Source organism: Gilliamella sp. B2838 (genome assembly GCF_026536185.1).
Taxonomy (GTDB): domain Bacteria; phylum Pseudomonadota; class Gammaproteobacteria; order Enterobacterales; family Orbaceae; genus Gilliamella.
On record NZ_JAFNOO010000003.1, the window covers coordinates 296475 to 321261 of the forward strand.

A 24787-nucleotide genomic window follows, 5' to 3' on the forward strand; every position below is an offset into this window, starting at 1 on the left:
TTAATGAACGAAAAAACGCAAAAACAAGGAAACATGTCTTGGCAAAATTTGTTAATAGCATATCTAGACTTTAAATCATTGCGTAGTCAAAGTAGTCACAATTATCGAAGATACGTTAAATCATTTACTCGATTTTTTGATAGTGAGTTTACAAATATTGATTCAATCAATCATGAGAAAGTATCAAGTTTTAGAAATTATATTTTAAATGTAAGAAATTGTAAAAATACTACATGGAATAATTATTGCCGGCATTTTAAAGCAATGATGAGATTTGGGATTGATCATGGATTAATTACACAAAAAAAAATCCATTTGATAAGATGTTTCTCAAACCTGGTAAGAAAGCAAAAAAGACTGTATCACAAGATGATATTGATATTTGTCTGAATTTCTTAAAAGAAAAGCAGTTAGAAGAAAAAATAAAAGATTTTTATTATCCTACACAATTCTGGATAACACTTATTAAAGTATTGCAATATACAGGTATTAGACGTAATCAATTATTGCATATTCGTATTTGTGATATTAATGTTAAAGATAAGAAATTGTTATTAATTGAAGATGGCTGTAAAACTTATAATGAACGAGAAATTCCACTTTTAGATGATATATTAAAGGATATTATTGAATTAAAGAAACAATTAAAAATGTTGAATAAGAAACCAAAAATGCAATTGTTTAATATTTACCATTTTAAAAATAATAAATCTAAATCTCGTGCTTATAAAGAAATGGATTTTAATAGAATAGATTCTTTTTTTCAGCGTTTATCAAAAGCTTGTGGTGTAAAAGTTACACCGCACCGTTTTCGGCATACATTAGCAACAAACTTGATGAAACACCCAGATCGAAATGTGACGTTAGTTAAAGAATTATTAGGTCATTCGTCTCTATCAACAACTTTAGAATACATTGCGACAGATCATGAGCAAATAAGATCTTGTTTGAATGAGCATTTTAATCAATTAAAATAATAAATAAACACTATTAAATAAATAGCGGTTTGTTGATTATTAATATTATCAGACAACGACAGGCTGCTATTTTAAAATTTAGTATAATGATCAGTAAAATAAGTCGGTGATAAAATAAAGTGTTAATATTGATCTTGACAAAAAATTTAATTTAATTATGATTTGCAAACAATATCTATCCCTCTTACCTGTGTAATGAGTTAAATTAAATATTAAAATCATCTATATGATATGATTTTGCCAAGTCGACTCATAATCGATTGGTCACTGGTTCAAGTCCAGTAGGGGCCACCATCGCAAGAATCAAGCAAGATTAAAAACGTTCAAAAAACCTTTAATTAACAAGCCTTACAGTTAATTTGCTGTTCAACTAAGTTCATCCAAATTTAGCTAAATTCAAACTTTTATGTTATATATTATGTTATACGTTTGAATATAACATTGAGTTGTATAACATGGTAAAAATAGTTAAGCCTCTTACAGATACCCAAATTAAAAACGCCAAGCCAAGAGAAAAGGATTACACTTTATCTGATGGAGACGGATTATATTTGTTGATTAAAAAGACTGGTTCGAAAATATGGCGTTTTAATTATATTCGTCCAACAACTAAAAAAAGAGCATTAATAAGTTTTGGTCATTATCCTCAAGTTAGTTTACTTGATGCTAGAACTCTCCGTAATGAATCCAGAGATTTAATTAGGCAAAATAAAGATCCATTAGAAAAAGAGCTAATCAATACTCAAAAGATACGAACACTTAAAAGTGTGGCCGATGATTGGCTTATACTGGAAAAGTCGCAAGGGTATAAAGATGAGACAATCAAAAAAAGTTGGCAGTCATTAGAAAAGCATGTTTTTCCTTATCTTGGTAATACACAGATAACAGATATTACCCCAACATTATTTATTAATATATTGGCTCCTTTAAAAGCAGCAAGAAAATTCGATATGATAAAACGAGTAATCAGGCGAGTTAACAAAATAATGGATTATGCTGTTAATTATGAGCTAATAGAATCTAATAAATTAATTAACGTAGGCAAGGTATTTGAAAGCCCAACACCTATAAATATGCCAAGTATTCGACCTAATGAACTACCTGAATTTATGCAAGCTCTTTCTTTGGCTAATATAGAACTACAAACCAGATGTTTAATAGAGTGGCAATTATTAACAATAACAAGACCTGGTGAGGCCGTAGGTGCTTTGTGGGAAGAAATAGATATTAAACAAAGGATTTGGACAATTCCAGCTAATAAAATGAAAATGAAACGAGATCATATTATTCCACTACCATCTCAGGCTATAAAAATACTTGAAATCATGTTACCTATAACTAGTCATAAAGAATTTGTATTTCCAAGTATGAAAGGTTCTATTAATAAGCCTATGAGTAGCCAAACTGTTAATATGGCCATTAAACGGATGGGCTTTGGAGGTCGTCTTGTCTCTCATGGATTAAGATCACTAGCAAGCACAGCATTAAATGAACAAGGATTTAATCCTGACTTGATAGAGGCATCTTTAGCTCATGCTGACAAAAACGAAGTTAGACGTATTTATAATAGAGCAAATTATCTTGAGCAACGTCGTGAATTAATGAATTGGTGGGGTGATTTTGTAGAGCAAGCAAGCCAAGGGAATGTGTCTTTATCAGGGAGTAATGCTTTGAAAACCGTTAATGATTAGTTTTGCCATAGTCATATATTAAGCCAGTCAACTAGACTGGTTTTTTATTGCCTCTTATATAGGAATATACTTTATATATTATTTTTAATAACACTAACAACACTAATAACATAATATAATTGATTTATATATATTTTTTTAAGTGTTATTAAAAGATAATAATAACATATATAACATTAAATTATGTCATTAAATTGATTCCAAATTCGTGCAGTTTCCTAAATGAGATCCTTTCCTTTGGCTAGCTAAATTCCACTAAATAGTGGTATTAAAATTAGTGTTTTTATATACAGTATTGATATAATGTTCAAAGACGTTCAAATCATAAGATAGGGTTTAATTATGGCATTACCAGAAAGATTATTTTATACGCTTGAACAAGCCGCAAAAGTAATAAACTGTACAGTAGAAGATTTACTTTATTTTGGCTATGCAAAAGTTTGTCAATTTTGTTTTATTCTACCTATTCATGACATTGATTTAACTGTTATTAGTACAACCAGAATACTAAGCAATTTGACTTTTGAAGAATACGCTCGTTATCGGTACATCACGCCATATACATACCTAGAAGAAAATACGAGGGATCATATTGAAGCAGGGGAAATTTATATCGATGGTTTATTGGCTATACCTCCTAGGGACTCTGAGATTTTATATAAAAATTTTATTAATAAAAAGAGTAATGACATTGAAATATCTACAGCTTTAATACCGAGAGTCACTAGAGATGTAATTAATAACACGAAAGATTATGATGTGATGCGAATAGATTTTTCAAAGGATTTATCATTAAATTTAACACAATTATTTATAACAAATTATGAAATGGAATTATTGAAAAATGGTGGCAGAAATATTGAATTAGATGCTTATTTTGGTGGTTTAAATAAATACAACAACAAGGCAAATTATTTAAATACAAATAATATTATTAAAATTGATAATACCCCAACAAATTTACAAATTGAATTTATCAGAAATTTATTATTTATTAAATATGGAGAAGATGCAATCAATAATCCTCGCAAGTTTATAGAAAATAAAAAAAGTGAACTTGTAAAAGAATTTCAATTAAATGACTTAAAATACCCGTCAGGCAAAATTCTTGAAAGCTGGTTAAAAAAATAAATTTGGAATTTCCAAACTAATTTTGGAACTTTCCGAAAACTAAAAAATACCTATCTTACAATCCTCATTAAGTTAAACACAAACGAACTTAATGAGGTAAGAAATGCAGTTAAATACTCCAAAATACTATTCCCTTGATGAACTAGCGTTAATCTTAGGCTGTGCTAAGAATACATTACGTTATGATCCAAATTTCCCCAAAGGTATTAAAGTTGGCAAACGTCGAGTAGTTTACGATATGGCCGAAGTTAAAACCTATTTAGAAAGCAACCGAGTACAGTAAGGGGGCTTTCAATGACTTATTCAATCACTCCAGAACAACACAAAGCAACCAGAGATAAATACGGCATTCAATATGATCGCCTTGTCCGTGAAAATGAAAGATACAAAATTACTAGTATCGCCCGTTCTACTGCTTGGCAACTTGAGAAAGAGGGCAAATATCCATTAAGAAAATCGTTAGGCGCTAACTCTTGCGGTTGGTCTTTAGTGGAATTACTTCACTGGATAGATAATCCGCCACCAGTAGAAAAGATAAATCAACCGACTAAACGACGAGGATTTGCCAATGGGAGCTACTAAGATGATTGTTAAACAAGATGAATTAAGCGTAATTAAATTTGATGGCATTGAAGTAAGAATCATTACTCATTTGGGTGAACCTTGGTTTATTGCTATTGATATTGCTAAAGCTTTGGAAATAACAAACTCAAGAAAAGCATTAATGTCATTAAAAGAAGATGAAAGGAATACTGTAACTTTAAGTTACGGAAATAGGGGAAATCCAAATTATGCCATAGTTTCTGAATCAGGATTTTATAAACTAATTTCAAGAAGTAGAAAAGCAATTCAACAAGGAACATTTGCTTATCGATTTAGTAACTGGGTATTTGGTGAAGTTATTCCAACGATTCGTAAGACTGGTGCTTATGGTGTGCCTTGGGCTTTCTTGAATGATCATACAAAACGTGAAAAAGAATATCGCATTGAATCAAGCAGAAGAGGACGTAATTTAGAAGCTTGTAAAAAATGGAAAGCTAATTTAATCGCAGAGGAAAGGGCATTATGGGCAAAATACCAACCCGAATTGGCTTTGATATAAATAAAAAAGGCAACCTGTCACAGTTGCCTCTATTCAAACAATCAAATCAATTAACAAGGAATTTTCAATGACAATAAAACTTACTAGATGCATTGAAATTGTGCCAAAGCGTCACGCATTTAAAGCACGTTTTTATAATAGCGTAGAGTTAAAAAATTGGATAGATTTCGGAAGCGTTCGAGGGAATTTTAATTATTTATTCAATCTTATTTTACAAGCAGTTTTGACCCAACCAGAAAAAGATTCACCATCTTTCTTGGCTTGCTGTTGGATTAATTCAAGTAAATCATCTTCAAAACGAATATGCTTCATTGTACTGTTAGAGCGGTCGAAATCTTTTTTTTCTTTTTTATCTTGCATTGGTAGTTACCGTTATGGTAGATTATGTTTTAAAGGTAGTTACCATTATATAAGTAATTATCTTAAAAAAGCAATCCCCCGAAGTGGTGGAACACTATCGAGGGATCTAACCCAACCATTAAGCGAGGTAATGATTATGGCTAACCGCTATGATAACGCACACCTATGTGCAAGACAATCCAAACTATACAAATTCTATGACCTATCAACGGCTCAAGTAGTACAAACAAAGGCAACAACCGAACGTGAAGCCAGAAAGAATTTAGGTAAGCAATCCCTGATATTTATTGCAAGAATCCACTTATATCCTATAGTCGAACGTTCCCGAAATTGGGGAGGATATGTCCATGAGTAATTTTAATAATAACTTTCAGATAATAAATAAAATCGAAGACAAACTTGCACAAGCTCAAAGCATGGTTAAGGTGGTTTCGGATAATCATAATTATAAGGATGAAGGATTAAACAAGCCTTTTATTGAACATTGCGATACGGGCAATTTAATTTGGGCTATAGGTGACTTAATTGAAGATGCTTATAAAGAACTATTAAAAATTGATTTCAAAGGAGATGATAATAATGGCTAATATCTCACTAGATGCGATAAATACAATTAACTCTAAACTTGGTCAAGCCAATGCTATTTCAATCCTCTTAATGATTGAATGTGATTCTGGAAGTCAGCTAAATGATGAACTACGTTCTTATGCCCTTAGCGCCATTTCTGATCTAGTTAGTGATTCTAAAGCCTTATTTAGAAGCGAGACAGAACGTAAGAGATTGCAAGATGAAAATAAGTGAAATTACAACTCAAGCGGTAGGTAAATGGGATTATATCTTTCATTCATTAGGCATTGAAGTAGGTAATGGCAAGCATTGCGCTTGCCCTGTTTGTGGCGGTAAAGATAGATTTAGATTTGACAATCAAAATGGACGAGGTACTTATATTTGTAATCAATGTGGTAGTGGTGACGGCTTAGAACTGATTAAGAACTATTATCATCACAGTACTAAAGAAGCATCAATCAAAGTGGCGGAATGTTTGAATTTACCTAATCTGAGTGACCAAATACGAGATAAAACCGTATTTAAAAAGATAGCTTCTGAACAGTTACATAATAACAACATACCAGAAAACCCAGTATGTAAAAAAGTAGAATATTTACTATCTAAAGCAACATTAGGACAATCTGAGTACCTCACCAAGAAAGGGTTAACCTTTGATTTACCTTTACTGGATAAAGGGCGCATTTTTGCGCCTATGCTGAATCTTCATAATGAATACGCAGGCGCACAGTTTATCGAATCAGACGGCAGTAAACACTTAATGAAAAGCTCGAGCAAAAAAGGGGCTTTTATTTTAGTCGGCTCAATTCTGAGCAGACCTACCGAGATAAGCGCAAAAGTACGCTCACATAATGAGATTATTATCTGTGAGGGTTTAGCCACAGGGATATCAATAGCGGAATTCCGCCATCAGTCTCTTGTTATATCAGCCATTGATGCAGGTAATCTTATTCATGTAGCTAAGGCTATCTGTGAACTAAATTCTACCGCTAAAATCATCATAGCCGGTGATAATGATATTGGCCAAAGCCCGAATAAGGGCTTTGCTAAAGCAATGGAAGCAGCTCAAGCAGTCAATGGCTATTACTCTATACCTGAAACGGATTTTAAAGCAGATTGGGATGATTATAGACAACAATTTGGACTTGAAAAAGCCAAGCAGGATTTTAACAAGAATATTAAAAAATCAATTAAAGAGAGTAAGGAGCGTTTTACCGAAGTTAAACAAAAAGCTGTTCCTGACTTATCACAAATGCAAGCTAGCCAGAAAGCTGATGTACTGATAGAGCATTATGATAATAATCTCGCCTTGGATATGCTTACAAATGAAGTCTATCTATATAAGGATAATGTTTGGCAGATAATTTCTGAAATGGATCTAAAGCGTGAATTAGTTCAGTTGTTCAGACAATCAAATGCTCACTATTCTGAAAAAGGCATTAAATCGACCATTGACACCATGAAATTACAAATACCGTTGAAAGGAGAGCAAGCCAGAAATTTAATAGGATTTAGAAATGGTATCTTTGATTTAAATGATCGTGCATTTAAACCCCATGCCAAAAGCCATTGGTTACAGTCAATTAATAATGTTGATTATATTGATAATATAACTAATGAAAACTTAGAACTCCATGCACCTAATTTTTATCAATGGCTATCTCGTTCAGCTAAAAAAGATAAGATTAAAATGGATGCGATAAAGGCAGCATTATATATGATTTTAGCCAATCGTTATGACTGGCAATTGTTCATAGAAGTTACAGGCGCAGGCGGTAGCGGTAAAAGTGTTTTTGCTGAAATCGCGACCATGTTAGCAGGCAAGAATAATACTGTATCGGCTAATATGGAAGCCTTAGAAAAACCAAGAGAAAGATCGCTTATTGTTGGGCAATCATTAATCATCTTACCGGACCAAGCAAAATATATCGGTGAGGGTAACGGTATCAAGGCAATTACTGGGGGTGATGATGTGGCCATAGATGAAAAATATAAGAAACCTTATTCAGCCAAGATTCAGGGAGTTATATTAGCCATTAACAATAATCCAATGACCTTTAGTAATGATGATGGAGGCATTTCCAGACGAAGAGTGATCTTTCACTTTGGCGAGCCTGTTCCTGCTAATGAAAGAGATCCTAACCTTAAAGATAAAATTAGTGCAGAGTTATCCGTTATTATTCGGCATCTCTTTAACTATTTTGAGGATGATAGCAAGGCTAAATCACTACTAATTAAGCAACAAAAATCATCGGAAGCTATTGAAGTTAAACGATTGACTAATCCATTAATTGATTTTTGTAGTTATCTCTTTGCAACCGATAAACCAGATGGAATGATGATAGGTAAATACTCAACGCCAGTACAGTTTAAGCGGTTTTTATATCATGCTTATATTACTTTCATCGAAAATAATAACTTAAAAAATCCGTTATCACTTCGTAACTTTGTTAATGCACTTCCTTCAGCAATGAAAGAGTATGATGTAGAAGTCATTATACGAGCTAGACAAAGTGAAGGGCGCAGAACTAACTTACATCTTGATTATGATAAATGTAATGACTGGTTTCCTGATGCTGCTTTAGATGTTGATAACGAACTTCATAACAGATTTACCCATAAATACAACAAACAATAAATAGGAGGCAATTATGCCAATTACACAACAAGACATTAAAGACCATAACGACTATTACGATATTACAAAATTTGTAGGAGATATGACAAACTCAGAATACAAAGAATTTCTAAATAAAGAAGCTTTTTTTTATGCAGATGCTCATGGCTTTGTTCGACATGTTTTATCGGATGAGCCAGTGGCAACAAATAAAGATCAGCTTGATTTATTGATTGAGCATTTAAAAAGCTATAGGGCCGCACTGGATGAAGCTCATCCAAAATATCATAAAGGTTAAATAGTTTTGTTCTGATGCTTTCAGATGAATTTTGCCTAACTAATTGAATTAACAATAGTATTTTGTTTTGTTAGACTGCTTTTTGGGTTAATAGAAAAACCAATAATTAGCGCAGATATGGCAGTCTAAAACCAAAGCGCAGCACCTTACATAGTTTAATCACTATTACATCAAAAAGCCTTTCATATCTCGCTGTAAATAACTTATTAATACAGGTAAATAAAGATATGAAAAAACTAATTGAATTACGTCAGTTAAAAGCAACCAAAGTTGCAGAAATGCGCTCAATGCTTGATAAAGCCGAGCAAGAAAATCGCAGTATGACCCCAGAAGAAAAAACACAATTTGACACCATTAAGGCAAAAGTAGAAGAGTTAAACACCGAAATTACAAACTATGAAACCTTAGCCAACGAAGAGCGTAGCCTCGCGGATAATGCTAAACCAGTTGATAAAAAACTCACTAATGAAGAATTACGCAACTATATCCGTACTGGTGAGGCTCGTTCGCTTTCTACTGGCGTTCCTGCTGATGGTGGTTATACGGTTATTCCTGAGTTAGATAAGGAAATCATGCGCCAGTTATCGGATGAATCCGAAATGCGTGCTATCTGTACCGTCAAAAAAATTGGCTCAAATGAGTATAAAAAACTGGTATCGGTAGGTGGTGCAGTAGTTAATCATGGCGAAGAGGGAACAGCACGAACAGAGACAGCTACTCCTAAACTTGAAGAAGTATCAATCAAATTATACCCAATTTATGCTTATCCTAAAACAACTCAAGAAATTTTAGACTTTAGTGATTTAGATGTTTTAAGTTGGCTAACTGATGAAATCAAGGATACTTTTGTCGAAACTGAGGAATTAGACCTTATCAGTGGTAACGGCACGAAAAAAGCTAAAGGTTTCCTTGCTTATCCGCAAGTAGTAAAAGCAGATAAAGATCGTCCATTCGGTACACTTGAAAAAATGACAATTACCGCAATCACGGCCGATAGTTTGATTGATTTACTTTTCAAACTTAAAAAGAAATACCGTAAAAATGCTGTATGGGTAATGAACTCAAATACTGCAGCAACATTGCAAAAACTTAAAAATGGTAATGGTGATTATATTTGGCGTGACGGATTAAAAGCGGGCGATCCTGACATGCTTTTAGGTAAACCTGTTCATTATTTGGAAAATATGAATGATACAGGCGCAGTCGTTGCAGTAGGTGATTTTAAAAGAGGTTACTACATTGTAGACCACGAAACAGGTGTAAGAACTCGTCCAGATAATATTACAGAACCAGGATTTTATAAAGTTCACACTGATAAGTATTTAGGCGGTGGTTTGGTTGATTCTAATGCTATCAAAATCTTAGAACTATCAGCAAATAAATAATAACAGGGGCTATATGCCCCTTTGAGGTTGATATGGATAAGAAACAATATGAAATAAGAAGCACTGAGATATCACGAGATGATACTAAGCTTGTGGGTTATGTGGTTAAGTGGAATAGCCGATCACAGCTAATATGGGGTGAATTTTATGAGCAATTTTCGCCAAAAGCCTTTAGCCAATCATTAAGCACAAATCCTGATATCAGAGCTTTATTTGAACATGACCACAAAGCGCTATTAGGTCGGACAACATCTAACACATTAATTCTTAATGAGGATGATATCGGGCTAAGATTTGAGCTTACCCCTCCCGACACACAATTAGGACGTGATTTACTCGTTAGTGTTGATCGTGGTGATATTCGCGGTATGTCGTTTGGTTTTATGGCCACAACTGAATCATGGGATTTTAATCAAGAGCCTTGTATCAGAACTGTAAATACTGCTGAACTATTCGAAGTAACCGTTACAAGTATACCAGCCTACCAAGAAAGTGATATCCAAATCGCTAAACGCTCAATGCTTGAAGCTAAAGCTAAATTAAAGCCAGATTTAAGCAAAGCATGGCTTGACCTTATGGAGTTATAAGCATGGGATTATTTAGCCGTAAGAAGAAAGAAGAGCGAAGTATGACGGTAGACGAGTTAATCTCTTATCTTGGCTTGCCTAATACCAATTCGGGGGAATATGTCTCACCCAGTTCTGCCGAGGCATTACCTGCCGTGATGAATGCGGTCACAGTAATTAGTGAAGCGGTTGCTTCTATGCCGTGTTATCTCTATAAGCTTAATAAAAAGGGCGAACGTGAACGAGTATCAACTCATCCGGTTGAATATTTGCTTAATGAGATGCCAAATACTAAGCAAACACCGTATCAATTTAAGCGGACTATGATGCGACATTGTTTATTAGGGGGTAATGCTTATGCGGTTATTCATTGGGGTAAAGACGGACGACCTAATGGACTTGAAAGCTTTCCACCTTATGCAGTTACCCCAAAACGATTAGGAAATGGACGTTATGCTTATTCGATTGTTGATGAGGACGGCAATGTCAAAAATTACTTACAAGATGAAGTATTACATTTGCGTTATGCGAGTGATGACGGTTTTATCGGGCGTTCACCTGTGACAATATGCCGTGAAGCTATAGGATTAGGACTTGCGCAACAACGACATGGATCATCGGTCATGAAAAATGGCTTAATGGCTAGTGGTTATGTTTCAATGGCTGAATGGATGGATGATGCAAAAGGCAAAAAAGCCCTAAACGCACTAGAACGCTACAAAGGAGCAAAGAACGCAGGTAAAACCCCAATTCTTGAGGGTGGTATGAAGTACGAGCAATTAGGTATGAGTAATCAAGATGCTGAGTGGTTGCAGAGCCGACGATTTACAATTGAGGATATCGCTCGAATATTCAATATTAGCCCAATGTTTATACAAGAATATTCGCATAGTTCATACAGTAACTTTTCAGAAGCAACACGCTCATTTTTAACATTAACGCTAAGGCCATGGCTAACTAACTTTGAACAACAATTAAAAGATGCCTTGATGATAGATGTTAGCGAAGATAAAAGCCGTTATCTAATTGAGTTTGATACATCCGATTTAATGCGGACCAGTCCGATAGATCGCTTTAACAGTTATAACATTGCGATTAAATCAGGGGTAATGAATCCTAATGAAGCAAGGTTAAAAGAGGGATTACTACCTTATGAGGGCGGTGAAGAGTTTAGTCAGGCATGGAAGCAAACCGTAGAAGTTAAAAAGGATAATGCCGAATGATTATAGGACGGTTAAGACAGTGTATTACCTTACAGAAATTCGAGAGCTATCGAGATCCATTTGGCCAAGTTATTAAAGAGTGGAAAGACATAGCAACTGTATGGGCTGAGGTCAAAGCAGTAACAGGTAAAGAGCTTATGTTATCTCAGCAAGAAATGAACAGTACTACTATAAGAATTTATATTCGCTACCGTAAGGATATTGATACCACTTGGCGGATTAAGCACCTGATAGTTGGCTCACAATATTTGAATATTAAAGCAGTATTACCTGATGCCAAAAGGACTTATTTAGAATTGTTATGTGAAGGTGGTTTAAATGATAACTAATATTACCTTACAAGAAGTTAAGTTACATTGTCGTATTGATGAAAGTAACACCTTAGAAGATAGTTTACTTCAAATCTATATAGATGCAGCCCTTGAAGCTTGTCAAAAGCATATCGGTAAATCATTTGATAAACAGGAGTTTACTCCAGCAATCAAAGCAGGTTGCCTTATGTATATTGCTCACCTATATGAGAACAGAGAAATGGTTACTACTAATGCAGTAAACGAAGTACCGTTAGCCATATCTTCACTATGGAGTGTTTACCGTGACCCAGCTATCTATTAGGTGAGTAATGCCAGTACAGCCATTAAGACGTTGCTCATATCCTAACTGTCGTAACCGTGTTAAATCGGGACGATGTAACGAGCATAGAGCAGGTAAAGAACAGGATAAGGCACGAGGAACAGCAGCACAGCGAGGCTATAACCACAGATGGCAAATATATCGAGCTGAGTATCTCAAGCATAACCCATTATGCAAGATGTGTAAGGATAAAGGATTACTAACTCCTGCTACTGTGATAGACCATATAAAACCTGTTGAGCATGGCCAAAGAGATCCTCTCTTTTGGCAAGCAAGTAATCATCAACCATTATGCCGTGATTGTCATAGCTATAAGACAAGAGTAATCGATAAACGAGGATTTGGGTCATCTTCATAATAAAGACAACTGATAGCAGTCCTCAGATATGATGAGTGGGTAGGGGGGAATGTTCAAAGAAATTCAAAAAGCTAAAAGACCGCCCCCCTCCTCAAATTTTTACGCACGGTGATTTTTTAGAAAGTAGAGGAAAAACAAATAAATGAAAGCACCAAAATATTTAGATAAATTAGCCAAAGAGCAATGGAAACTTAGAGCCGACCACTTAGCACAGCGTGATGATATTCAACCGGCCGATTGGACTAACTTAGAATTGTATTGCGTTAATTATTCAATGTATCGCAAAGCTATGGAAGACATTGCAAAGCGTGGGTTTTCAATCGTTAATTCACAAGGCACAGAAAGCCGTAATCCTGCATTAAGTGCTAAGTCAGAAGCTGAAAAAATTATGATTAAAATGGCTTCATTACTTGGATTTGACCCAGTAAGCCGTCGTAAAAATCCTGTAGAAGCCGAAGAGGAAGACGAGCTTGACCGCTTGGCATAATTACGCATTATCCGTTAAAAATGGTGATATTCCTGCTTGTAAACGCTTAAAACAAGCGATTAACCGCTATTTTATTGATTTAGATAATCCTATTTATTACTTTGATAGTGAAGTTGTCAGCAAGTTTATTTCTTTTTCTAAAGTCTGCCCACATGTCAAAGGTCATCTAAGAGCTAAACCTATTGAGCTTGAGCCTTGGCAACAATTTTTATTCGCCAATCTGCTAGGATTTAAGCACGTTAAAACTGGACTTAGAAAGTATCGTAGTGCCTATGTACAAGTACCGAGAAAGAACGCTAAATCAACAACAGCGGCAATACTGGCTAACTGGTTTTTAGTTATGGAGAAAGGGCAACAAGATATCTATACTGCAGCCGTTAGCCGTGACCAAGCCCGAATCGTATTTGATGATGCTAGGCAAATGGCAATACTTAGCAAGCCAATAAAGAAAAGGGTCACCATTCAACAGCATAAAGTGATCAACCCTAAGCAAAATAGCCTATTACGACCTTTAGCATCAAAAGCAGCGACTATTGAGGGGACTAACCCTAGTTTATCCATTGTAGATGAATACCATTTACACCCCGATAACAGCGTATATTCAGCCCTTGAGCTAGGTATGGGAGCTAGACCTGAGGGCATTTTATTTGCTATCACTACCGCAGGTAGTAACACAATATCAGCGTGTAAACAGCATTATGATTATTGTTGCCAGATTTTAGAGGGTAGCGAAGTTAATGAATCGCAATTAGTGCTTATTTACGAACTGGACGACGAGAACGAGATTGATAACCCTGATTTATGGGTTAAAGCCAATCCTAATCTTGATATTTCGGTCGATAGGGTAGCCTTAGAGGACACAATCAAGAAAGCCAGAGGAATACCCTCGCAGTGGGTCGAAATGCTCACTAAACGCTTTAATATTTGGTGCAATGGAGCCACGCCTTGGGTAAATATTGGAAGTTGGGCAGAGTGTAAGGCTGATTATTCGGATGATGATTTAAAAGGCTTAGATTGCTATGCTGGATTAGATTTATCATCTACTAGTGATATTACTAGCGTCTGTTATTCATTTCCGTTTGAAACAGAGGTTAGATTATTAACACGGCATTACATTCCTGAATTTCAACTTACTAACGTGGCCAACAAAAATAGGGAAATGTACCGTAAATGGGTTAATCAAGGATGGATACGGGTTACTAAAGGTGATTGTATCGATTATGACCAGATACGGGATGATATATTAAAAGATAGCGAGCAATTTAATATTAAGCTGATCGGCTTTGACGTGTGGAACGCCACGCAACTACGCACTCAGTTACAAAATATCGGCTTAGACGTTGAACCATTCCCCCAAACCTATGCACGTTATAGCCCAACTTCAAAAACTGCCGAGGTATTTATCAGCCGTAAACGCATTAATCACAATGGCGATCCTGTTCTCTCTTGGGCGGTTAGTAATGTGGTAATGGAAACCGATGCCAATGCAAATATTAAGCCCAATAAAAAGAAAGCAGCTAACAAGATAGATCCTGCAGTTGCTTTCCTGATGTCATTTGGTACTTACTTGCTTGAGTATGGTGAGATAGATATCAACCTATCGGATGAACAAAAACAAGCGTTAGATGAGTTTAAAGGGATTGAGTTATAATACTTTTTTCTCTTTAGCTAACTCATTTAGTAATTCTTTTAAATCACTATAAAGTATATTTTTATTTCCAGAAATTTGATTATCATATTCCTTTAGATAGTCATAAAACTCAATTATATTTATAATGTTACTAGGCTTATTGTAGATATACTCAGTGATCTTGTTAATATATTTTTTAATTTCTTTATATTCAGACGAATTTTGAATTGTTTCTATCTTTTCGTTATAACTATCTAACCACCAATAGTACCCAGGTATATTATTCATACAATAGTAAGACAAATATTTAGTAGATAATTTTCCTAATTCATCAAGAAAATCATCATTAACTTGTAGATCAGGTTCAGAAGTTGTTACCGTTCCAATAGTTCTTACTTTTGAATATTTATCTATTAATTCATTCAACTTATTTCGAAAAGTTTCATTTCGATTCAAATAAAAATTAATTTCTTGCATTAATTCAGTTTGAAATCTAAAGAAAATATCTTTATTTTTAGCAATTGCAATTTGTTTGCAAATAAACCAAAAGCCAATAATTGTTAATATCACTAACAATAGTCCATTATATTGATTTAATTTCTCAATTAGCCAACTAGCGCCGATTAGTATATTATTTAAACAATCCATCAGCTCACCCCATTTATTAATTATCCGATATTATTTTACTATGTTATTAACAACATACAACACTATAATAACATGAGGTTAATTTATTGATTATTAATAATTAATTTTGTTAGTGTTGTTAGTGTCATAAAATTACAAAAAGAAGTTTTCTTTTAACTTTTCAATTTCGAATGTTGAAATGATTTTTTAATTAAGAATCGACTAATATAGGTTAATGTTATACGTTAAAAGGTGAATTTAATATAATCTATTGATTGATAATATTATTTATAATTTGTATGGAGGCAGTAGGGGCCACCATATCTACATTGACTATTTTCTTTTAAATTGAGTTTTTACATTAACATAAATTAGAATTGATTCAGTTTTTTTTGAAAATTAAACAATAGATAACTTCTTAGTAACAACTTTTTTTGACCAATGCGAACGCGCGATTTTATAATGTAAAAAAATGTGTTCTATCAATTATTATGTAAGATTATCGATTGGTGAGTAAGTTATTTTATATATTAAGCGTAAAGTCATAAATTAAAAAACTGTTATATTATTGGCTTTACTTACTATCATAAGATGAAATAATACATTATTATTTTTTTTACTATATAATCATTTAAAAAATTCATAATAATGGCTTAAAAATCTCCATTTTTGTTTGTTATATCATTAAGGAATTCTAGGAATGAAGTCGCGATTAACTTTATTTTATATTAAAGCTACATTAAATAGATCTAACTATTCAGACTTTAAAAAAAAATGTACCTCAAGTGTCTATCCATTAGCTTACCAAAAATGGGAAAATCCTTATCCATTTAGTGAAAAAATATTCCATAAATATCTTAGTGAAAAAATTTCATATAATAAAAAGCTCGCTATTTTGAATTCTCATATTGATTTTATTGATCAAAAAATCAATCCACGTGTAATAGATAAACTTTATTCTAAAAAGCTTGATGGTATTATGTTGGCTCAAGTTGAGGGTAAAAATGATGCAAAAATTTCGTTCCATCTTACTGCGCCTTTGTATCCAAGAGAAGGAGATTTAAGGATTATTATGCGTTTTGGTGAACAGTTGGTTTTTTCAATTCATTTTACCATAACGTTATTGAATGAAATTTATATCGCGGGCGTACAAGGTCATACAAGCAATGAGATATTAAAGCAACTAACAAAAGACTTTTTTGGTTTTAGGCCTAAGAATTTAATAATGGTTTTTATGATGGAAATTGCTAAATTTTTTAAAATCGAAAATATATACGCTGTCAAAAGTAAAGGGCATGTGAAGTTTGGTAAATTTGATTTCGATTATGATAAATTTTGGCAAGAATTAAATGGTGTCTCATATAATAAAGCTTGGTTTAAATTGCCGTGTAATCAGCCACAAAAATCGATTGAAGATGTTAAAAGTAATAAGCGAAGTGAATTCAAAAAAAGAGAATTAATTCGCGAAAGTATTAGTGAACAATGTCAAAAAAATCTTTTAGCAATTGTTAACCCTCAATAATACTAAAGTATTATAGGTAATTTGTGTGAAAGTACTACCTGTTAGCAAAATGATAGAATGAATTGTTGATATATAGACAATTTATTCTATCAATAATTTATTTAGTTATATTAAAATTATTCGATTTATTTTTTTATTTCAATTTAGTTTAACATTTATTATATCTAACATTTTTATGTGTAATTTTATAAACGATAATAAGTCGATAGAGCCTTTTAAGTAATCGGGTTAGTTTAATCCTCTAACCCGATCTTTATTTATGCATGTTTAGCATAACGACTATAAGGTGATATAGGAATATTTACCGATGGATCGGGAATAGCGCTAGGTACGATAGTTTCTGATACAGACTGTATTGCAGTAAAAGTGTGACCACAATATAGATTGGAGCATTGATAATATTGTTTTCGAGTTAAATTACTAATTTCTTCACTTGAACGGATAAAAGTTTTACTACGGCAGTGTGGACATTTCATATTTTGATACCTTTTATAATTAAGTTAAGCTTAATTTTATATTAAACTTAAATTAAGTCTAGCGTTTTTTTACTATTTAGGCTTTAATTTTTATTATAATAAATTTCGTCTTTAAGTTTGATTTCTAAATGTACCGTTGTTTTGAATCCAGCACTTCTATTTAAAGTGTGAACGCATTGTATGATAGTCCAGTTGGTCGAGTCTATTTCTGTTTTGAATCCTTCAACGATAACCGGCATTTCGGTAAAAAGATCCGGCCTACCTTTAGCTAACTCGATGGTAAATTGAGCTGTACCTTGTTTTATTTTGTTTAATTCGCTTTCTGCTGCTTTTTCAGCACTTTGTTTATTGGCATAGACATATCGAATTATTTTGATTTTTTCGTTTTTACCATTTAATACAATTTGGCTTTTATCTATCTGACTTTTATAAATGATTTTATGTGGATTTTTAGTTGGGTTGGCATAATCATACCAATAGGTCTGAACACCTGTATAACCTGTTCGCTCAGAGGTAAAAAATCGATGTTTATCTCCCGACTCTCGCTTGATAATTGCTGGAGGTATGATTTTACCACCAACGGTAAGTCCCTTTCCTTTTTTAAACACGAGCATTATATCGTTTTTTACGGTCACAACGCCACCGGCTTCATCTACCATTCGCGTAAGAAAAGAGATATCAGACTCTTGAGTTTGATCCATATGAAAGATTTGCGAGGCCCCAATATCTTTATCAAAACGATAAGCTAAATTGTTTCGTTTAGCTATGATAGCAATTAAATCGCCCAGCGTAATATTTTCATAACTTTGTTCTTTTTTTTCTTCTAACTCCTCGGTATTTTGTGCGCTTCGACCACGAATAGTCATTAGGTCAGGAGTACCACTGTGCTCAACTTCATCTATCAAAAAAACGTTTTTGATGTTAGGCCCAATGATATTGTCATCTGAATCCTTATTAGTTGCTTGAATTTGACTCCATCCTAAAGTAACAGCGAGTTTGGCTTTTCGCTTTGGTAATTTGAGTTTACCATCGGCATCATTGAGTTGCATTTCAATTGTATCTGATTCAAAACCTCGATTATCTGTAATTATCATCGATATAAGTCTTGCATCAAATAATGAAGTTAAATCTTCGCGTTGATCTGAATTACTTTGTTGATTATTATCTGGTAATAATTCAATTTTGAATTTAGGGGTTGCCATTTTATACCTATATTATTATATCTATTATGTCGCTGATTTTACTATCATCAAAAAAGTCAGAAATATCGACTTTTTTTAATACCATAGTAAAGTCAATTTTCAGAGGTGAGCCATTACGATTTAGCTCACTATGGATGCGTTCTACACTGACGAGCACAAAAAAGCCTAGCGGTACACCAGTACCTTCAATCAACGGCAATGGCGTTTTTAGATAAGCCATTCTTTCTAATAATTCAAGGCTTGGTCTACCATTGGTAATTTCAGTATAGATTGATCCCGATAAAGTAACTGTATCATTATTTGGACCAGTATATTGAAGAGCAGGGCGTCTGTTTACTCTATCATTAGCTACGTAACTCCAACTTTTATTTATTTTCATGGTCTGATAGGGTAAATTTTTTAGGCTAAAAACAAAAAAGCCATAACACATCATCATATTAATCGATATCCTTTAAGCTACTGCGAAATTGAAATAATTTTTGTTGTTCTCGTCGATCAAGTTCTTCAGTGATTTTATCTGCAAGTTCTTGTTCATTCATGCCTGGGGCGGCATTGACAGTGATATAATACTGTGAAGCGCTTCCTTGAATTAACTTGTTAGTCAAATTTGTAACTAGCGTTGAATGACTATTTACTAGATAATTTTCAATGTTGGTTTGCGTTAGATTAATTTTGTTAGCAAAATTGCACATGGAATAAAGTATTTCATCATTACCATGAACAATGGCTTGAAAATTATTTTTAATCGTTTTAAGGTTAACGTCGTAGAAAACCTTAATGAAGTTATGATCAATCAATGTATCTTCAAATAAACTCAAGATTATTTTTTTATTATCCAATACCTTATTTTTAAAACGATGGGTGAAATCCTTAACTATTCTCATAAAAAGCATTTGTAAATGGGGATTATCGGTTGATTCTAAATACAGTTTTTTTAGCGCATTGAAACTTTTTTGAGAAAAGATTTTGTAGGAAGTAAAACTTTTTTCAATAAGTTTAAATGTTAGATTAGGTAAATAAAAACCATCAATACATGATTTTGAGGTCTTGTTGATGAGTGAACTATTAGTTGAAATTAGATAATGTTGATTAGCGCTAGCTATTTGTTTGAGCGTTTCTAAACTATTATTTAACCTCTTGTCTGTACTGGCTTGTTTAGTTGTGGTGAGCTTAGCAAACAAATTATTATATGTTTGATTGAATATTTTATTCGATAAATCATCATGACGAATTAACTTTGGATCGAACCTTTCACTTTTTTTGTTGCTAGATGATATTAAGTTTCTCATTAAGCTAATAGCTGATTTAGTATATAAGATAGGATTTATCTTAAATAGCTCAGATGTTGCTTTTAAAGTTGGATATTTATCTATCCAAAAACTATGTTTAGTTGTTTGAGGTAAGTAATTAAAAAAACATTCTTTTACACGCTGTGAAATCGTTTTAGTTGTATTAATGTTATTAACCAATACATCTATTGCAAGAATAGTGGTAACAAATTCCAAATTTTGTATTTTACGCCTAAATGGTTCAGATTGATTTAATATATAGGTAAAGCTATCTATAAATTTTAGATTAGCTGAAATTTTTGGATAGCTTATATTCCGATTCAAATAGTCGTTATTTACGTTTATATTTTTTTTAAAATTGATCTGAGCAGCTGCATGATGCGGCATAATTAAGCTATTAATATGCGCTTTTATAATATCTCTATTTATACTATATGGGCTTTTGATTTTATGTGTTGAATAGTGAATATCACCATTAAAAAAATTAATTAATTTTACTCGTTGCTCATTGAGTTTGTTATTGGCGTTAATTTTTGCGATAGCCAGTTTATGGACAGTTTTAATTAAATGGTTATGACAGTTTTTAAATTTTAAATTATCAGTTTTTTGTTTTTGGTAGTTTATATTGGCGTGGCTTTTGTGTAACAAATCGCTCCTAGGATTATCATTTTTTGATAATGGGAATTTACGTTTAAAAATAATATTGGACTTGATCAAACTAGTTAAGTCATGATTATTTACAGTTTGATTAGCAGCATTATTTGATTTTGTTAACCAATTAATACGATTTTGTCTAATAAGCTTTAACGCGTTATTTTTATCGGTGAGTTTTAATTCACTTGATAACCCGTTATTAAGTTTTAATTGTAACTTGCGGTAACTATTATATTGATTTGATATGATTTTAGTCTGTTTTTTAAAATCACCAACAGCCACAAAAATGGCGCGAAACGGTAGCACCATTTTTGTATCATGTTGTTGGACTGTGATATTTTCTCTATTATCCATTTTGGGTACCGTTTCTTTGGCAAGCTTGTTCTTGCCATTCCATTAGTTCAGTTAACGTAAATTTGTACATTTCAGAAGGTTGCCAATGAAATATCAAGGCAATATCTGCCATTGCGTCTTCTACTCGGTTAGGGATTCTTGGCTCGCATCGTTCAAGTTCGGGGACAAAAAACTGATAACAACTTTTGTGATTTCAGATAAGTCAATTAAATCTAAACCAAAAACTTCATGTTCAGCAATTGAAGGCATAGTAATTCTTGGTAATACTTTTGCTAATGCATCGATATCTAAATCAATAAAATCAATTAATTTAACACCACGTAAATCACCAGTTAATGGTTTACGAATGGTAAATTCAGTAATCATTTTTTTACCTGATAAAATCCCAGTTTTTAGTTTTACTTTATTTGTGTTTGTCATTGATCAATCTCTCAATTAGCCCTTTCGGGCTGAGTTATAGTAATTTTTATGTGTTAATTTATAAACCAATTGCATTACGTGCAGAGGATAAACGATCTACACCATTAACTTTGTCAATCATGTTAATAAAATCAATTTCGGTTATTTCTTCGTTATCAATAATTTCTTTATAATAGGTACACTGTGTTGTTATTTTGGTTGCGTTACTTTCACCTTGTTTAAGTTCTCCACGATCTTGTTCTTTATGTCGACCATTGACGATGATTTCGACTTTTATAAAATCTTCACTGTCATCTTTTTGGTAAGCACCGGCAAAGCGTAAAGTTACGCCATTGAGCAATCCGCCATGTTGTTTTAGAACTTCATGTGCTAAGCCGCCTATAGTCCATTCCACAGTGAGTGCGTTATCATCGTAGCCTAAGTCAATTGGAACACTACCAGGCATGCCTGCACCACGATAGTTTTCAAACTTACGGGTTAGTTTTGGTGGTGTGAAAGATTCCACTTCACCAACGAACGATGTACCATTCACATAGACATTGAAATATTTGAGTTTTTTAGGTAGAGCCATTTAGTTGTTCTCCTTAGTTTGTAGCAACTGAGTCAGCCAATTCGATTAGATACTTATCGGTAATACGTTGGCGTAACATAAGATTTTCAAGTGGGGGCACTGGGGTATAATCGTAATCGATATAAAGTTTGCCAGCTTTTAATATATCGGCAGTATTTGATTCTGGATCAAACCAGGCTTTACCATCAACGATGTAACCATTAGATTTCAATTCACGGAATTTATTATTAATCGACTCGACTAAATCTTTAATTAAAGAAGCATGCATAGGCGCATCGACTAATTGAAATTGTGCTTCGGCAATCGTATCAGCTAATACTTGTGCTGTCCGTGTATAGTTTTCAAAAGCAAATAAGGTATCTGCAGAGCAGGTACGTGAGCCCCAAAAACGGTAACCTTGATTGCAAATCAATGTTGTTACTTCATTTTCGTTAAGGTAGTTTGAGTCTGAACTTTCTTCTTGCAAATCCCAAAACACGTCATGTGATATACCGGTGACACCATTAACTGGTACATTAGATAAGGTTTTATGCCAACCTACCTTTTGGTCAATTTGTGCACGTAAACCTAATGCTCGTGCAGTTGCAGACAATGTAACATTTGATTTTTTGGTGGTATCAAACCCGACAAAATCTGGCCAAATAATCATAGCTTCGCGAGCACCTAATTTATCGCGATAGAGCACTGCTTGTTCTTTTGTTTTTGCGCCAAAAGCTGAAACATAGCAAAATGCACGTAATTTTTGCGCTAATGACACTAATGCTGTTGCAACAGGTAACGAGTCATAACCCGGTACGCCCAAAATGCGCGGTTTGACCTTTAACTGTGTTTGTGCTGAAAGAAGGGCTTTCATACCGGTATATTTGCCATTCTCGGTTGTAGTACCAATAATATTGGCTTCTGTCTCTGCAGTAGATGTGCCTTTTTCAACACGTACAACAACAATTACTGGTGTACATTGATCAGCAATTGCTTCTAGTGTTGGTTTTAGAGTACCTTGAGAACCTGCTTTACCAATTGCCGTATTGATATTTGTAATTAAAATAGGGGTGTTAAGTGGAAAATAAGTTGCATCGGCATCCTCTCCAGTACAGACCACCCCAATAACAGCTGTTGAAACTGTTCGGATAGTACGTGTTCCTTCATTGATTTCGATGACTCGGACGCCGTGATGATAATCGTTAGCCATAAGATCTCCGTTTCGATATAATATATGGTAAGGTTAATGTGCGAGCTTATAGTCACATATTTCAGAAATGAGTGTTAGTCGTTGAATTTGTAAGTAATATTGTTACAACTGAATAAGAGAATTCATCGATGATTGATGGTAATTAAATTTGATCAGATTAGAAAATATTAAAAAAAATAGTCCTTTTCTAAAGGCAAATAATGTTTTTAAAGAAAATATTTGGACGCAGTTTATACATTTGACTAGAATAACTTTAAACATTACTTAAATAAAAACTAAAATAACTAGTTGATGATTTATGAAAATCAATTAAATAAATTCAATATCAAAGATTATTGGTTTCTTAATGAGATACATATGAAAAATAATCACATTTTTTGATGATATAAGCTTCAACATGTTTTTAGCATGTTAAACGGGAGACGTTACGCAAATTAATAACATATCATCAATTTAGTAGATGATAACATCTTATTTTAAAAACGTTTTTAATAAAAAACCATTCTCTTTATAGATGTTTGCTAATGAGATGTCGTTAAGAGGAAATAATAGATAAATGAATTGGTGATTTTAAGAATGCAATTATTTTAGTAATTAAAATCATGAGAAATATATCAACTTTCCATGTGTATATAATTATCATAAGTGATAATATCATTTGAGTGAGAATGTTGTAATCCATATAAAATATAATACTAAAGCTAATTCACTGATATACGGCGGGGTATAGTAATTGGTGACAATCTAAAATGAGCAAAATGTCATTTATTAATACTGATATTCCTGATAATTGCACTGTCTAGACATGAAAAACAGATACAATTACCCGGAATAATTAATTGTTACTGTGGGTTTGCTGGCCATTGAATATTTGGTGCAGTATTCACATCTATCTGATTTAATTCAAAACGATATTTTTTCCATTTTTTAAGCATTTCAGTTTGTTGTTCTGTTGCAATCTCAGCATCAACAGCGTCTTGTAAATTACTAATTGCGCTATTTGCATCATTAAGTAATTGTGATTGTTGTGATTGCGCTGTAGTCACATCATATTGATGCTGTTTTTCTTTATCTAGTTCCCATTTTTTACCATTCCACGAATCAAAATCACTTGTTGGTTTTAACAACGTGTAACCTTCTGGGGTATCACCGATATTAGTTACTATTGATTCTGCACCAGTTTCTGTTGAATAAATTGCTTTACCACGATGATCCACAGGGTATATCCATTTATTACCTTGACGAACAATTGCATGATCATCTTCTACTTGTTTTGGTGCATCTAAGTATGCATAAGCGGGTAAGCCTACACCGACAGGTAAAAAATGATATGTTGCTCCTTGATATTCGCCTGTTTGCGAATCCACATTATAAATTATTGACCATCCAGCTGATGTGGTTAGTCCATTTTCATCTAAAATTGCAATTGATGGTTGTAATTCGTATTTCATTATTTTT

32 protein-coding genes and 1 tRNA gene are annotated in these 24787 nt (G+C 33.3%); 22 read left to right on the plus strand and 11 right to left on the minus strand.

All coding sequences use genetic code 11. The features are described from left to right. Window positions 1-33 precede the first annotated feature (33 nt). The 8 genes from J3U63_RS13350 (at window position 34) to J3U63_RS05165 (ending at window position 4901) form a co-directional block, all read left to right on the plus strand. Complete coding sequence (locus J3U63_RS13350) at window positions 34-390, plus strand: phage integrase SAM-like domain-containing protein (RefSeq protein ID WP_416380571.1); 357 nt, start codon at window positions 34-36, stop codon at window positions 388-390. Continuing rightward, window positions 324-977: a site-specific integrase gene (locus J3U63_RS05135; RefSeq protein WP_267347822.1), complete on the plus strand. Its 654-nt coding sequence runs from the start codon at window positions 324-326 to the stop codon at window positions 975-977. The genes J3U63_RS13350 and J3U63_RS05135 overlap by 67 nt, the downstream gene beginning before the upstream one ends. 229 nt (window positions 978-1206) lie before the next feature. Then, window positions 1207-1271 (plus strand) — tRNA-OTHER (locus J3U63_RS05140). A gap of 161 nt (window positions 1272-1432) precedes the next feature. Continuing rightward, the gene (locus J3U63_RS05145; RefSeq protein ID WP_267370724.1) at window positions 1433-2668 is read left to right on the plus strand and encodes an integrase domain-containing protein; all 1236 of its coding nucleotides are present in this window, start codon (window positions 1433-1435) and stop codon (window positions 2666-2668) included. Between the two features lie 342 nt (window positions 2669-3010). Further along, complete coding sequence (locus J3U63_RS05150; protein WP_267370726.1) at window positions 3011-3799, plus strand: hypothetical protein; 789 nt, start codon at window positions 3011-3013, stop codon at window positions 3797-3799. A gap of 103 nt (window positions 3800-3902) precedes the next feature. Then, window positions 3903-4082 (plus strand): helix-turn-helix transcriptional regulator, encoded by a 180-nt coding sequence (locus J3U63_RS05155; protein ID WP_065569266.1) that lies wholly within the window; start codon window positions 3903-3905, stop codon window positions 4080-4082. Window positions 4083-4093: 11 nt separating this feature from the next. Further along, a complete protein-coding gene (locus tag J3U63_RS05160) occupies window positions 4094-4381 on the plus strand; it encodes a helix-turn-helix transcriptional regulator (protein WP_065798220.1) in 288 nt (95 codons plus the stop codon). Continuing rightward, a complete protein-coding gene (locus J3U63_RS05165) occupies window positions 4368-4901 on the plus strand; it encodes a Bro-N domain-containing protein (protein ID WP_267370730.1) in 534 nt (177 codons plus the stop codon). Before J3U63_RS05160 ends, J3U63_RS05165 begins: the two co-directional genes overlap by 14 nt. A 192-nt stretch (window positions 4902-5093) precedes the next feature. Here the strand turns inward: J3U63_RS05165 and J3U63_RS05170 are convergent, their stop codons facing one another. Continuing rightward, window positions 5094-5261 carry a YlcI/YnfO family protein gene (locus J3U63_RS05170; protein WP_267370732.1) on the minus strand — a complete coding sequence of 56 codons (168 nt, stop codon included), beginning with the start codon at window positions 5259-5261 and terminating at the stop codon, window positions 5094-5096. A 136-nt stretch (window positions 5262-5397) separates the two neighbouring features. Between J3U63_RS05170 and J3U63_RS13355 the strand changes: the two genes are divergently transcribed. The 13 genes from J3U63_RS13355 to J3U63_RS05230 all read left to right on the plus strand — a co-directional run bounded on the left by J3U63_RS13355 (window position 5398) and on the right by J3U63_RS05230 (window position 15046). After that, window positions 5398-5616 (plus strand): host cell division inhibitor Icd-like protein, encoded by a 219-nt coding sequence (locus J3U63_RS13355; RefSeq protein ID WP_416381289.1) that lies wholly within the window; start codon window positions 5398-5400, stop codon window positions 5614-5616. Further along, window positions 5609-5848, plus strand: coding sequence for a hypothetical protein (locus J3U63_RS05175; protein ID WP_267370733.1), 240 nt, complete (start codon window positions 5609-5611; stop codon window positions 5846-5848). The genes J3U63_RS13355 and J3U63_RS05175 overlap by 8 nt, the downstream gene beginning before the upstream one ends. Then, window positions 5841-6062: a hypothetical protein gene (locus J3U63_RS05180; RefSeq protein ID WP_267370735.1), complete on the plus strand. Its 222-nt coding sequence runs from the start codon at window positions 5841-5843 to the stop codon at window positions 6060-6062. The genes J3U63_RS05175 and J3U63_RS05180 overlap by 8 nt, the downstream gene beginning before the upstream one ends. Continuing rightward, window positions 6049-8466, plus strand: coding sequence for a phage/plasmid primase, P4 family (locus J3U63_RS05185; RefSeq protein WP_267370738.1), 2418 nt, complete (start codon window positions 6049-6051; stop codon window positions 8464-8466). Before J3U63_RS05180 ends, J3U63_RS05185 begins: the two co-directional genes overlap by 14 nt. 13 nt (window positions 8467-8479) lie before the next feature. Next, entirely contained in the window at window positions 8480-8743 is a 264-nt protein-coding gene (locus tag J3U63_RS05190) for a hypothetical protein (protein WP_267370739.1), read from the plus strand. Window positions 8744-8970: 227 nt separating this feature from the next. Next, window positions 8971-10128 carry a phage major capsid protein gene (locus J3U63_RS05195; RefSeq protein ID WP_267370741.1) on the plus strand — a complete coding sequence of 386 codons (1158 nt, stop codon included), beginning with the start codon at window positions 8971-8973 and terminating at the stop codon, window positions 10126-10128. Between the two features lie 32 nt (window positions 10129-10160). Further along, on the plus strand, window positions 10161-10715 hold the full coding sequence (locus tag J3U63_RS05200) for an HK97 family phage prohead protease (RefSeq protein ID WP_267370742.1): 555 nt from the start codon (window positions 10161-10163) through the stop codon (window positions 10713-10715). Between the two features lie 2 nt (window positions 10716-10717). Next, window positions 10718-11917, plus strand: coding sequence for a phage portal protein (locus J3U63_RS05205; protein ID WP_065798211.1), 1200 nt, complete (start codon window positions 10718-10720; stop codon window positions 11915-11917). Next, window positions 11914-12246, plus strand: a complete 333-nt coding sequence (locus J3U63_RS05210) for a phage head closure protein (protein ID WP_267370744.1) — start codon at window positions 11914-11916, stop codon at window positions 12244-12246. Before J3U63_RS05205 ends, J3U63_RS05210 begins: the two co-directional genes overlap by 4 nt. Further along, window positions 12236-12532: a head-tail connector protein gene (locus J3U63_RS05215; RefSeq protein WP_267370748.1), complete on the plus strand. Its 297-nt coding sequence runs from the start codon at window positions 12236-12238 to the stop codon at window positions 12530-12532. Before J3U63_RS05210 ends, J3U63_RS05215 begins: the two co-directional genes overlap by 11 nt. 7 nt (window positions 12533-12539) lie before the next feature. Then, the gene (locus tag J3U63_RS05220) at window positions 12540-12908 is read left to right on the plus strand and encodes an HNH endonuclease signature motif containing protein (RefSeq protein ID WP_267370750.1); all 369 of its coding nucleotides are present in this window, start codon (window positions 12540-12542) and stop codon (window positions 12906-12908) included. Between the two features lie 142 nt (window positions 12909-13050). Next, a complete protein-coding gene (locus J3U63_RS05225; RefSeq protein WP_187754882.1) occupies window positions 13051-13395 on the plus strand; it encodes a phage terminase small subunit P27 family in 345 nt (114 codons plus the stop codon). Next, a complete protein-coding gene (locus J3U63_RS05230) occupies window positions 13379-15046 on the plus strand; it encodes a terminase large subunit (RefSeq protein WP_267370753.1) in 1668 nt (555 codons plus the stop codon). Before J3U63_RS05225 ends, J3U63_RS05230 begins: the two co-directional genes overlap by 17 nt. Here the strand turns inward: J3U63_RS05230 and J3U63_RS05235 are convergent. Beyond that, window positions 15041-15673, minus strand: coding sequence for a hypothetical protein (locus J3U63_RS05235; RefSeq protein WP_267370756.1), 633 nt, complete (start codon window positions 15671-15673; stop codon window positions 15041-15043). The genes J3U63_RS05230 and J3U63_RS05235 overlap by 6 nt on opposite strands. A 679-nt stretch (window positions 15674-16352) precedes the next feature. On the opposite strand from J3U63_RS05235, the gene J3U63_RS05240 reads away from it, so the two are divergent. Continuing rightward, complete coding sequence (locus J3U63_RS05240; protein ID WP_267332707.1) at window positions 16353-17174, plus strand: VirK/YbjX family protein; 822 nt, start codon at window positions 16353-16355, stop codon at window positions 17172-17174. A 257-nt stretch (window positions 17175-17431) separates the two neighbouring features. Here the strand turns inward: J3U63_RS05240 and J3U63_RS05245 are convergent, their stop codons facing one another. From J3U63_RS05245 to J3U63_RS05285, 9 genes are all read right to left on the minus strand, one after another. Beyond that, window positions 17432-17650 carry an ogr/Delta-like zinc finger family protein gene (locus J3U63_RS05245; RefSeq protein ID WP_267347821.1) on the minus strand — a complete coding sequence of 73 codons (219 nt, stop codon included), beginning with the start codon at window positions 17648-17650 and terminating at the stop codon, window positions 17432-17434. Window positions 17651-17733: 83 nt separating this feature from the next. Then, on the minus strand, window positions 17734-18852 hold the full coding sequence (locus J3U63_RS05250; RefSeq protein ID WP_267332708.1) for a contractile injection system protein, VgrG/Pvc8 family: 1119 nt from the start codon (window positions 18850-18852) through the stop codon (window positions 17734-17736). 7 nt (window positions 18853-18859) lie between these two features. After that, a complete protein-coding gene (locus tag J3U63_RS05255; protein WP_267370757.1) occupies window positions 18860-19288 on the minus strand; it encodes a phage tail protein in 429 nt (142 codons plus the stop codon). 1 nt (window position 19289) lies between these two features. Further along, window positions 19290-21149: a hypothetical protein gene (locus tag J3U63_RS05260; RefSeq protein ID WP_267370759.1), complete on the minus strand. Its 1860-nt coding sequence runs from the start codon at window positions 21147-21149 to the stop codon at window positions 19290-19292. Continuing rightward, entirely contained in the window at window positions 21142-21261 is a 120-nt protein-coding gene (locus J3U63_RS05265) for a GpE family phage tail protein (RefSeq protein ID WP_065634419.1), read from the minus strand. The genes J3U63_RS05260 and J3U63_RS05265 overlap by 8 nt, the downstream gene beginning before the upstream one ends. 8 nt (window positions 21262-21269) lie before the next feature. Continuing rightward, window positions 21270-21569 carry a phage tail assembly protein gene (locus tag J3U63_RS05270; protein ID WP_267344213.1) on the minus strand — a complete coding sequence of 100 codons (300 nt, stop codon included), beginning with the start codon at window positions 21567-21569 and terminating at the stop codon, window positions 21270-21272. Between the two features lie 58 nt (window positions 21570-21627). Continuing rightward, window positions 21628-22140 carry a phage major tail tube protein gene (locus tag J3U63_RS05275; protein ID WP_267344212.1) on the minus strand — a complete coding sequence of 171 codons (513 nt, stop codon included), beginning with the start codon at window positions 22138-22140 and terminating at the stop codon, window positions 21628-21630. A gap of 13 nt (window positions 22141-22153) precedes the next feature. Further along, the gene (locus tag J3U63_RS05280) at window positions 22154-23329 is read right to left on the minus strand and encodes a phage tail sheath protein (RefSeq protein WP_267332712.1); all 1176 of its coding nucleotides are present in this window, start codon (window positions 23327-23329) and stop codon (window positions 22154-22156) included. A gap of 842 nt (window positions 23330-24171) precedes the next feature. Further along, a complete protein-coding gene (locus tag J3U63_RS05285; protein WP_267370761.1) occupies window positions 24172-24780 on the minus strand; it encodes a tail fiber assembly protein in 609 nt (202 codons plus the stop codon). Window positions 24781-24787: the final 7 nt, after the last annotated feature.

Excerpts from the sequence above, each read along its gene's own strand:
- J3U63_RS05185 (WP_267370738.1), top strand. The coding sequence starts at position 6,049 with ATGAAAATAAGTGAAATTACAACTCAAGCGGTAGGTAAATGGGATTAT.
- J3U63_RS05240 (WP_267332707.1), top strand. The coding sequence starts at position 16,353 with ATGAAGTCGCGATTAACTTTATTTTATATTAAAGCTACATTAAATAGA.
- J3U63_RS05155 (WP_065569266.1), top strand. The coding sequence starts at position 3,903 with ATGCAGTTAAATACTCCAAAATACTATTCCCTTGATGAACTAGCGTTA.
- J3U63_RS05245 (WP_267347821.1), bottom strand. The coding sequence starts at position 17,650 with ATGAAATGTCCACACTGCCGTAGTAAAACTTTTATCCGTTCAAGTGAA.
- J3U63_RS05145 (WP_267370724.1), top strand. The coding sequence starts at position 1,433 with ATGGTAAAAATAGTTAAGCCTCTTACAGATACCCAAATTAAAAACGCC.
- J3U63_RS05265 (WP_065634419.1), bottom strand. The coding sequence starts at position 21,261 with ATGGCAGATATTGCCTTGATATTTCATTGGCAACCTTCTGAAATGTAC.
- J3U63_RS05225 (WP_187754882.1), top strand. The coding sequence starts at position 13,051 with ATGAAAGCACCAAAATATTTAGATAAATTAGCCAAAGAGCAATGGAAA.
- J3U63_RS05275 (WP_267344212.1), bottom strand. The coding sequence starts at position 22,140 with ATGGCTCTACCTAAAAAACTCAAATATTTCAATGTCTATGTGAATGGT.
- J3U63_RS05180 (WP_267370735.1), top strand. The coding sequence starts at position 5,841 with ATGGCTAATATCTCACTAGATGCGATAAATACAATTAACTCTAAACTT.
- J3U63_RS05195 (WP_267370741.1), top strand. The coding sequence starts at position 8,971 with ATGAAAAAACTAATTGAATTACGTCAGTTAAAAGCAACCAAAGTTGCA.
- J3U63_RS05170 (WP_267370732.1), bottom strand. The coding sequence starts at position 5,261 with ATGCAAGATAAAAAAGAAAAAAAAGATTTCGACCGCTCTAACAGTACA.
- J3U63_RS05255 (WP_267370757.1), bottom strand. The coding sequence starts at position 19,288 with ATGATGATGTGTTATGGCTTTTTTGTTTTTAGCCTAAAAAATTTACCC.
- J3U63_RS05165 (WP_267370730.1), top strand. The coding sequence starts at position 4,368 with ATGGGAGCTACTAAGATGATTGTTAAACAAGATGAATTAAGCGTAATT.
- J3U63_RS05150 (WP_267370726.1), top strand. The coding sequence starts at position 3,011 with ATGGCATTACCAGAAAGATTATTTTATACGCTTGAACAAGCCGCAAAA.
- J3U63_RS05235 (WP_267370756.1), bottom strand. The coding sequence starts at position 15,673 with ATGGATTGTTTAAATAATATACTAATCGGCGCTAGTTGGCTAATTGAG.
- J3U63_RS05260 (WP_267370759.1), bottom strand. The coding sequence starts at position 21,149 with ATGGATAATAGAGAAAATATCACAGTCCAACAACATGATACAAAAATG.
- J3U63_RS05270 (WP_267344213.1), bottom strand. The coding sequence starts at position 21,569 with ATGACAAACACAAATAAAGTAAAACTAAAAACTGGGATTTTATCAGGT.
- J3U63_RS05220 (WP_267370750.1), top strand. The coding sequence starts at position 12,540 with ATGCCAGTACAGCCATTAAGACGTTGCTCATATCCTAACTGTCGTAAC.
- J3U63_RS05175 (WP_267370733.1), top strand. The coding sequence starts at position 5,609 with ATGAGTAATTTTAATAATAACTTTCAGATAATAAATAAAATCGAAGAC.
- J3U63_RS05135 (WP_267347822.1), top strand. The coding sequence starts at position 324 with ATGTTTCTCAAACCTGGTAAGAAAGCAAAAAAGACTGTATCACAAGAT.
- J3U63_RS05215 (WP_267370748.1), top strand. The coding sequence starts at position 12,236 with ATGATAACTAATATTACCTTACAAGAAGTTAAGTTACATTGTCGTATT.
- J3U63_RS05280 (WP_267332712.1), bottom strand. The coding sequence starts at position 23,329 with ATGGCTAACGATTATCATCACGGCGTCCGAGTCATCGAAATCAATGAA.
- J3U63_RS05285 (WP_267370761.1), bottom strand. The coding sequence starts at position 24,780 with ATGAAATACGAATTACAACCATCAATTGCAATTTTAGATGAAAATGGA.
- J3U63_RS05250 (WP_267332708.1), bottom strand. The coding sequence starts at position 18,852 with ATGGCAACCCCTAAATTCAAAATTGAATTATTACCAGATAATAATCAA.
- J3U63_RS05160 (WP_065798220.1), top strand. The coding sequence starts at position 4,094 with ATGACTTATTCAATCACTCCAGAACAACACAAAGCAACCAGAGATAAA.
- J3U63_RS05200 (WP_267370742.1), top strand. The coding sequence starts at position 10,161 with ATGGATAAGAAACAATATGAAATAAGAAGCACTGAGATATCACGAGAT.
- J3U63_RS05190 (WP_267370739.1), top strand. The coding sequence starts at position 8,480 with ATGCCAATTACACAACAAGACATTAAAGACCATAACGACTATTACGAT.
- J3U63_RS05205 (WP_065798211.1), top strand. The coding sequence starts at position 10,718 with ATGGGATTATTTAGCCGTAAGAAGAAAGAAGAGCGAAGTATGACGGTA.
- J3U63_RS13350 (WP_416380571.1), top strand. The coding sequence starts at position 34 with ATGTCTTGGCAAAATTTGTTAATAGCATATCTAGACTTTAAATCATTG.
- J3U63_RS13355 (WP_416381289.1), top strand. The coding sequence starts at position 5,398 with ATGGCTAACCGCTATGATAACGCACACCTATGTGCAAGACAATCCAAA.
- J3U63_RS05210 (WP_267370744.1), top strand. The coding sequence starts at position 11,914 with ATGATTATAGGACGGTTAAGACAGTGTATTACCTTACAGAAATTCGAG.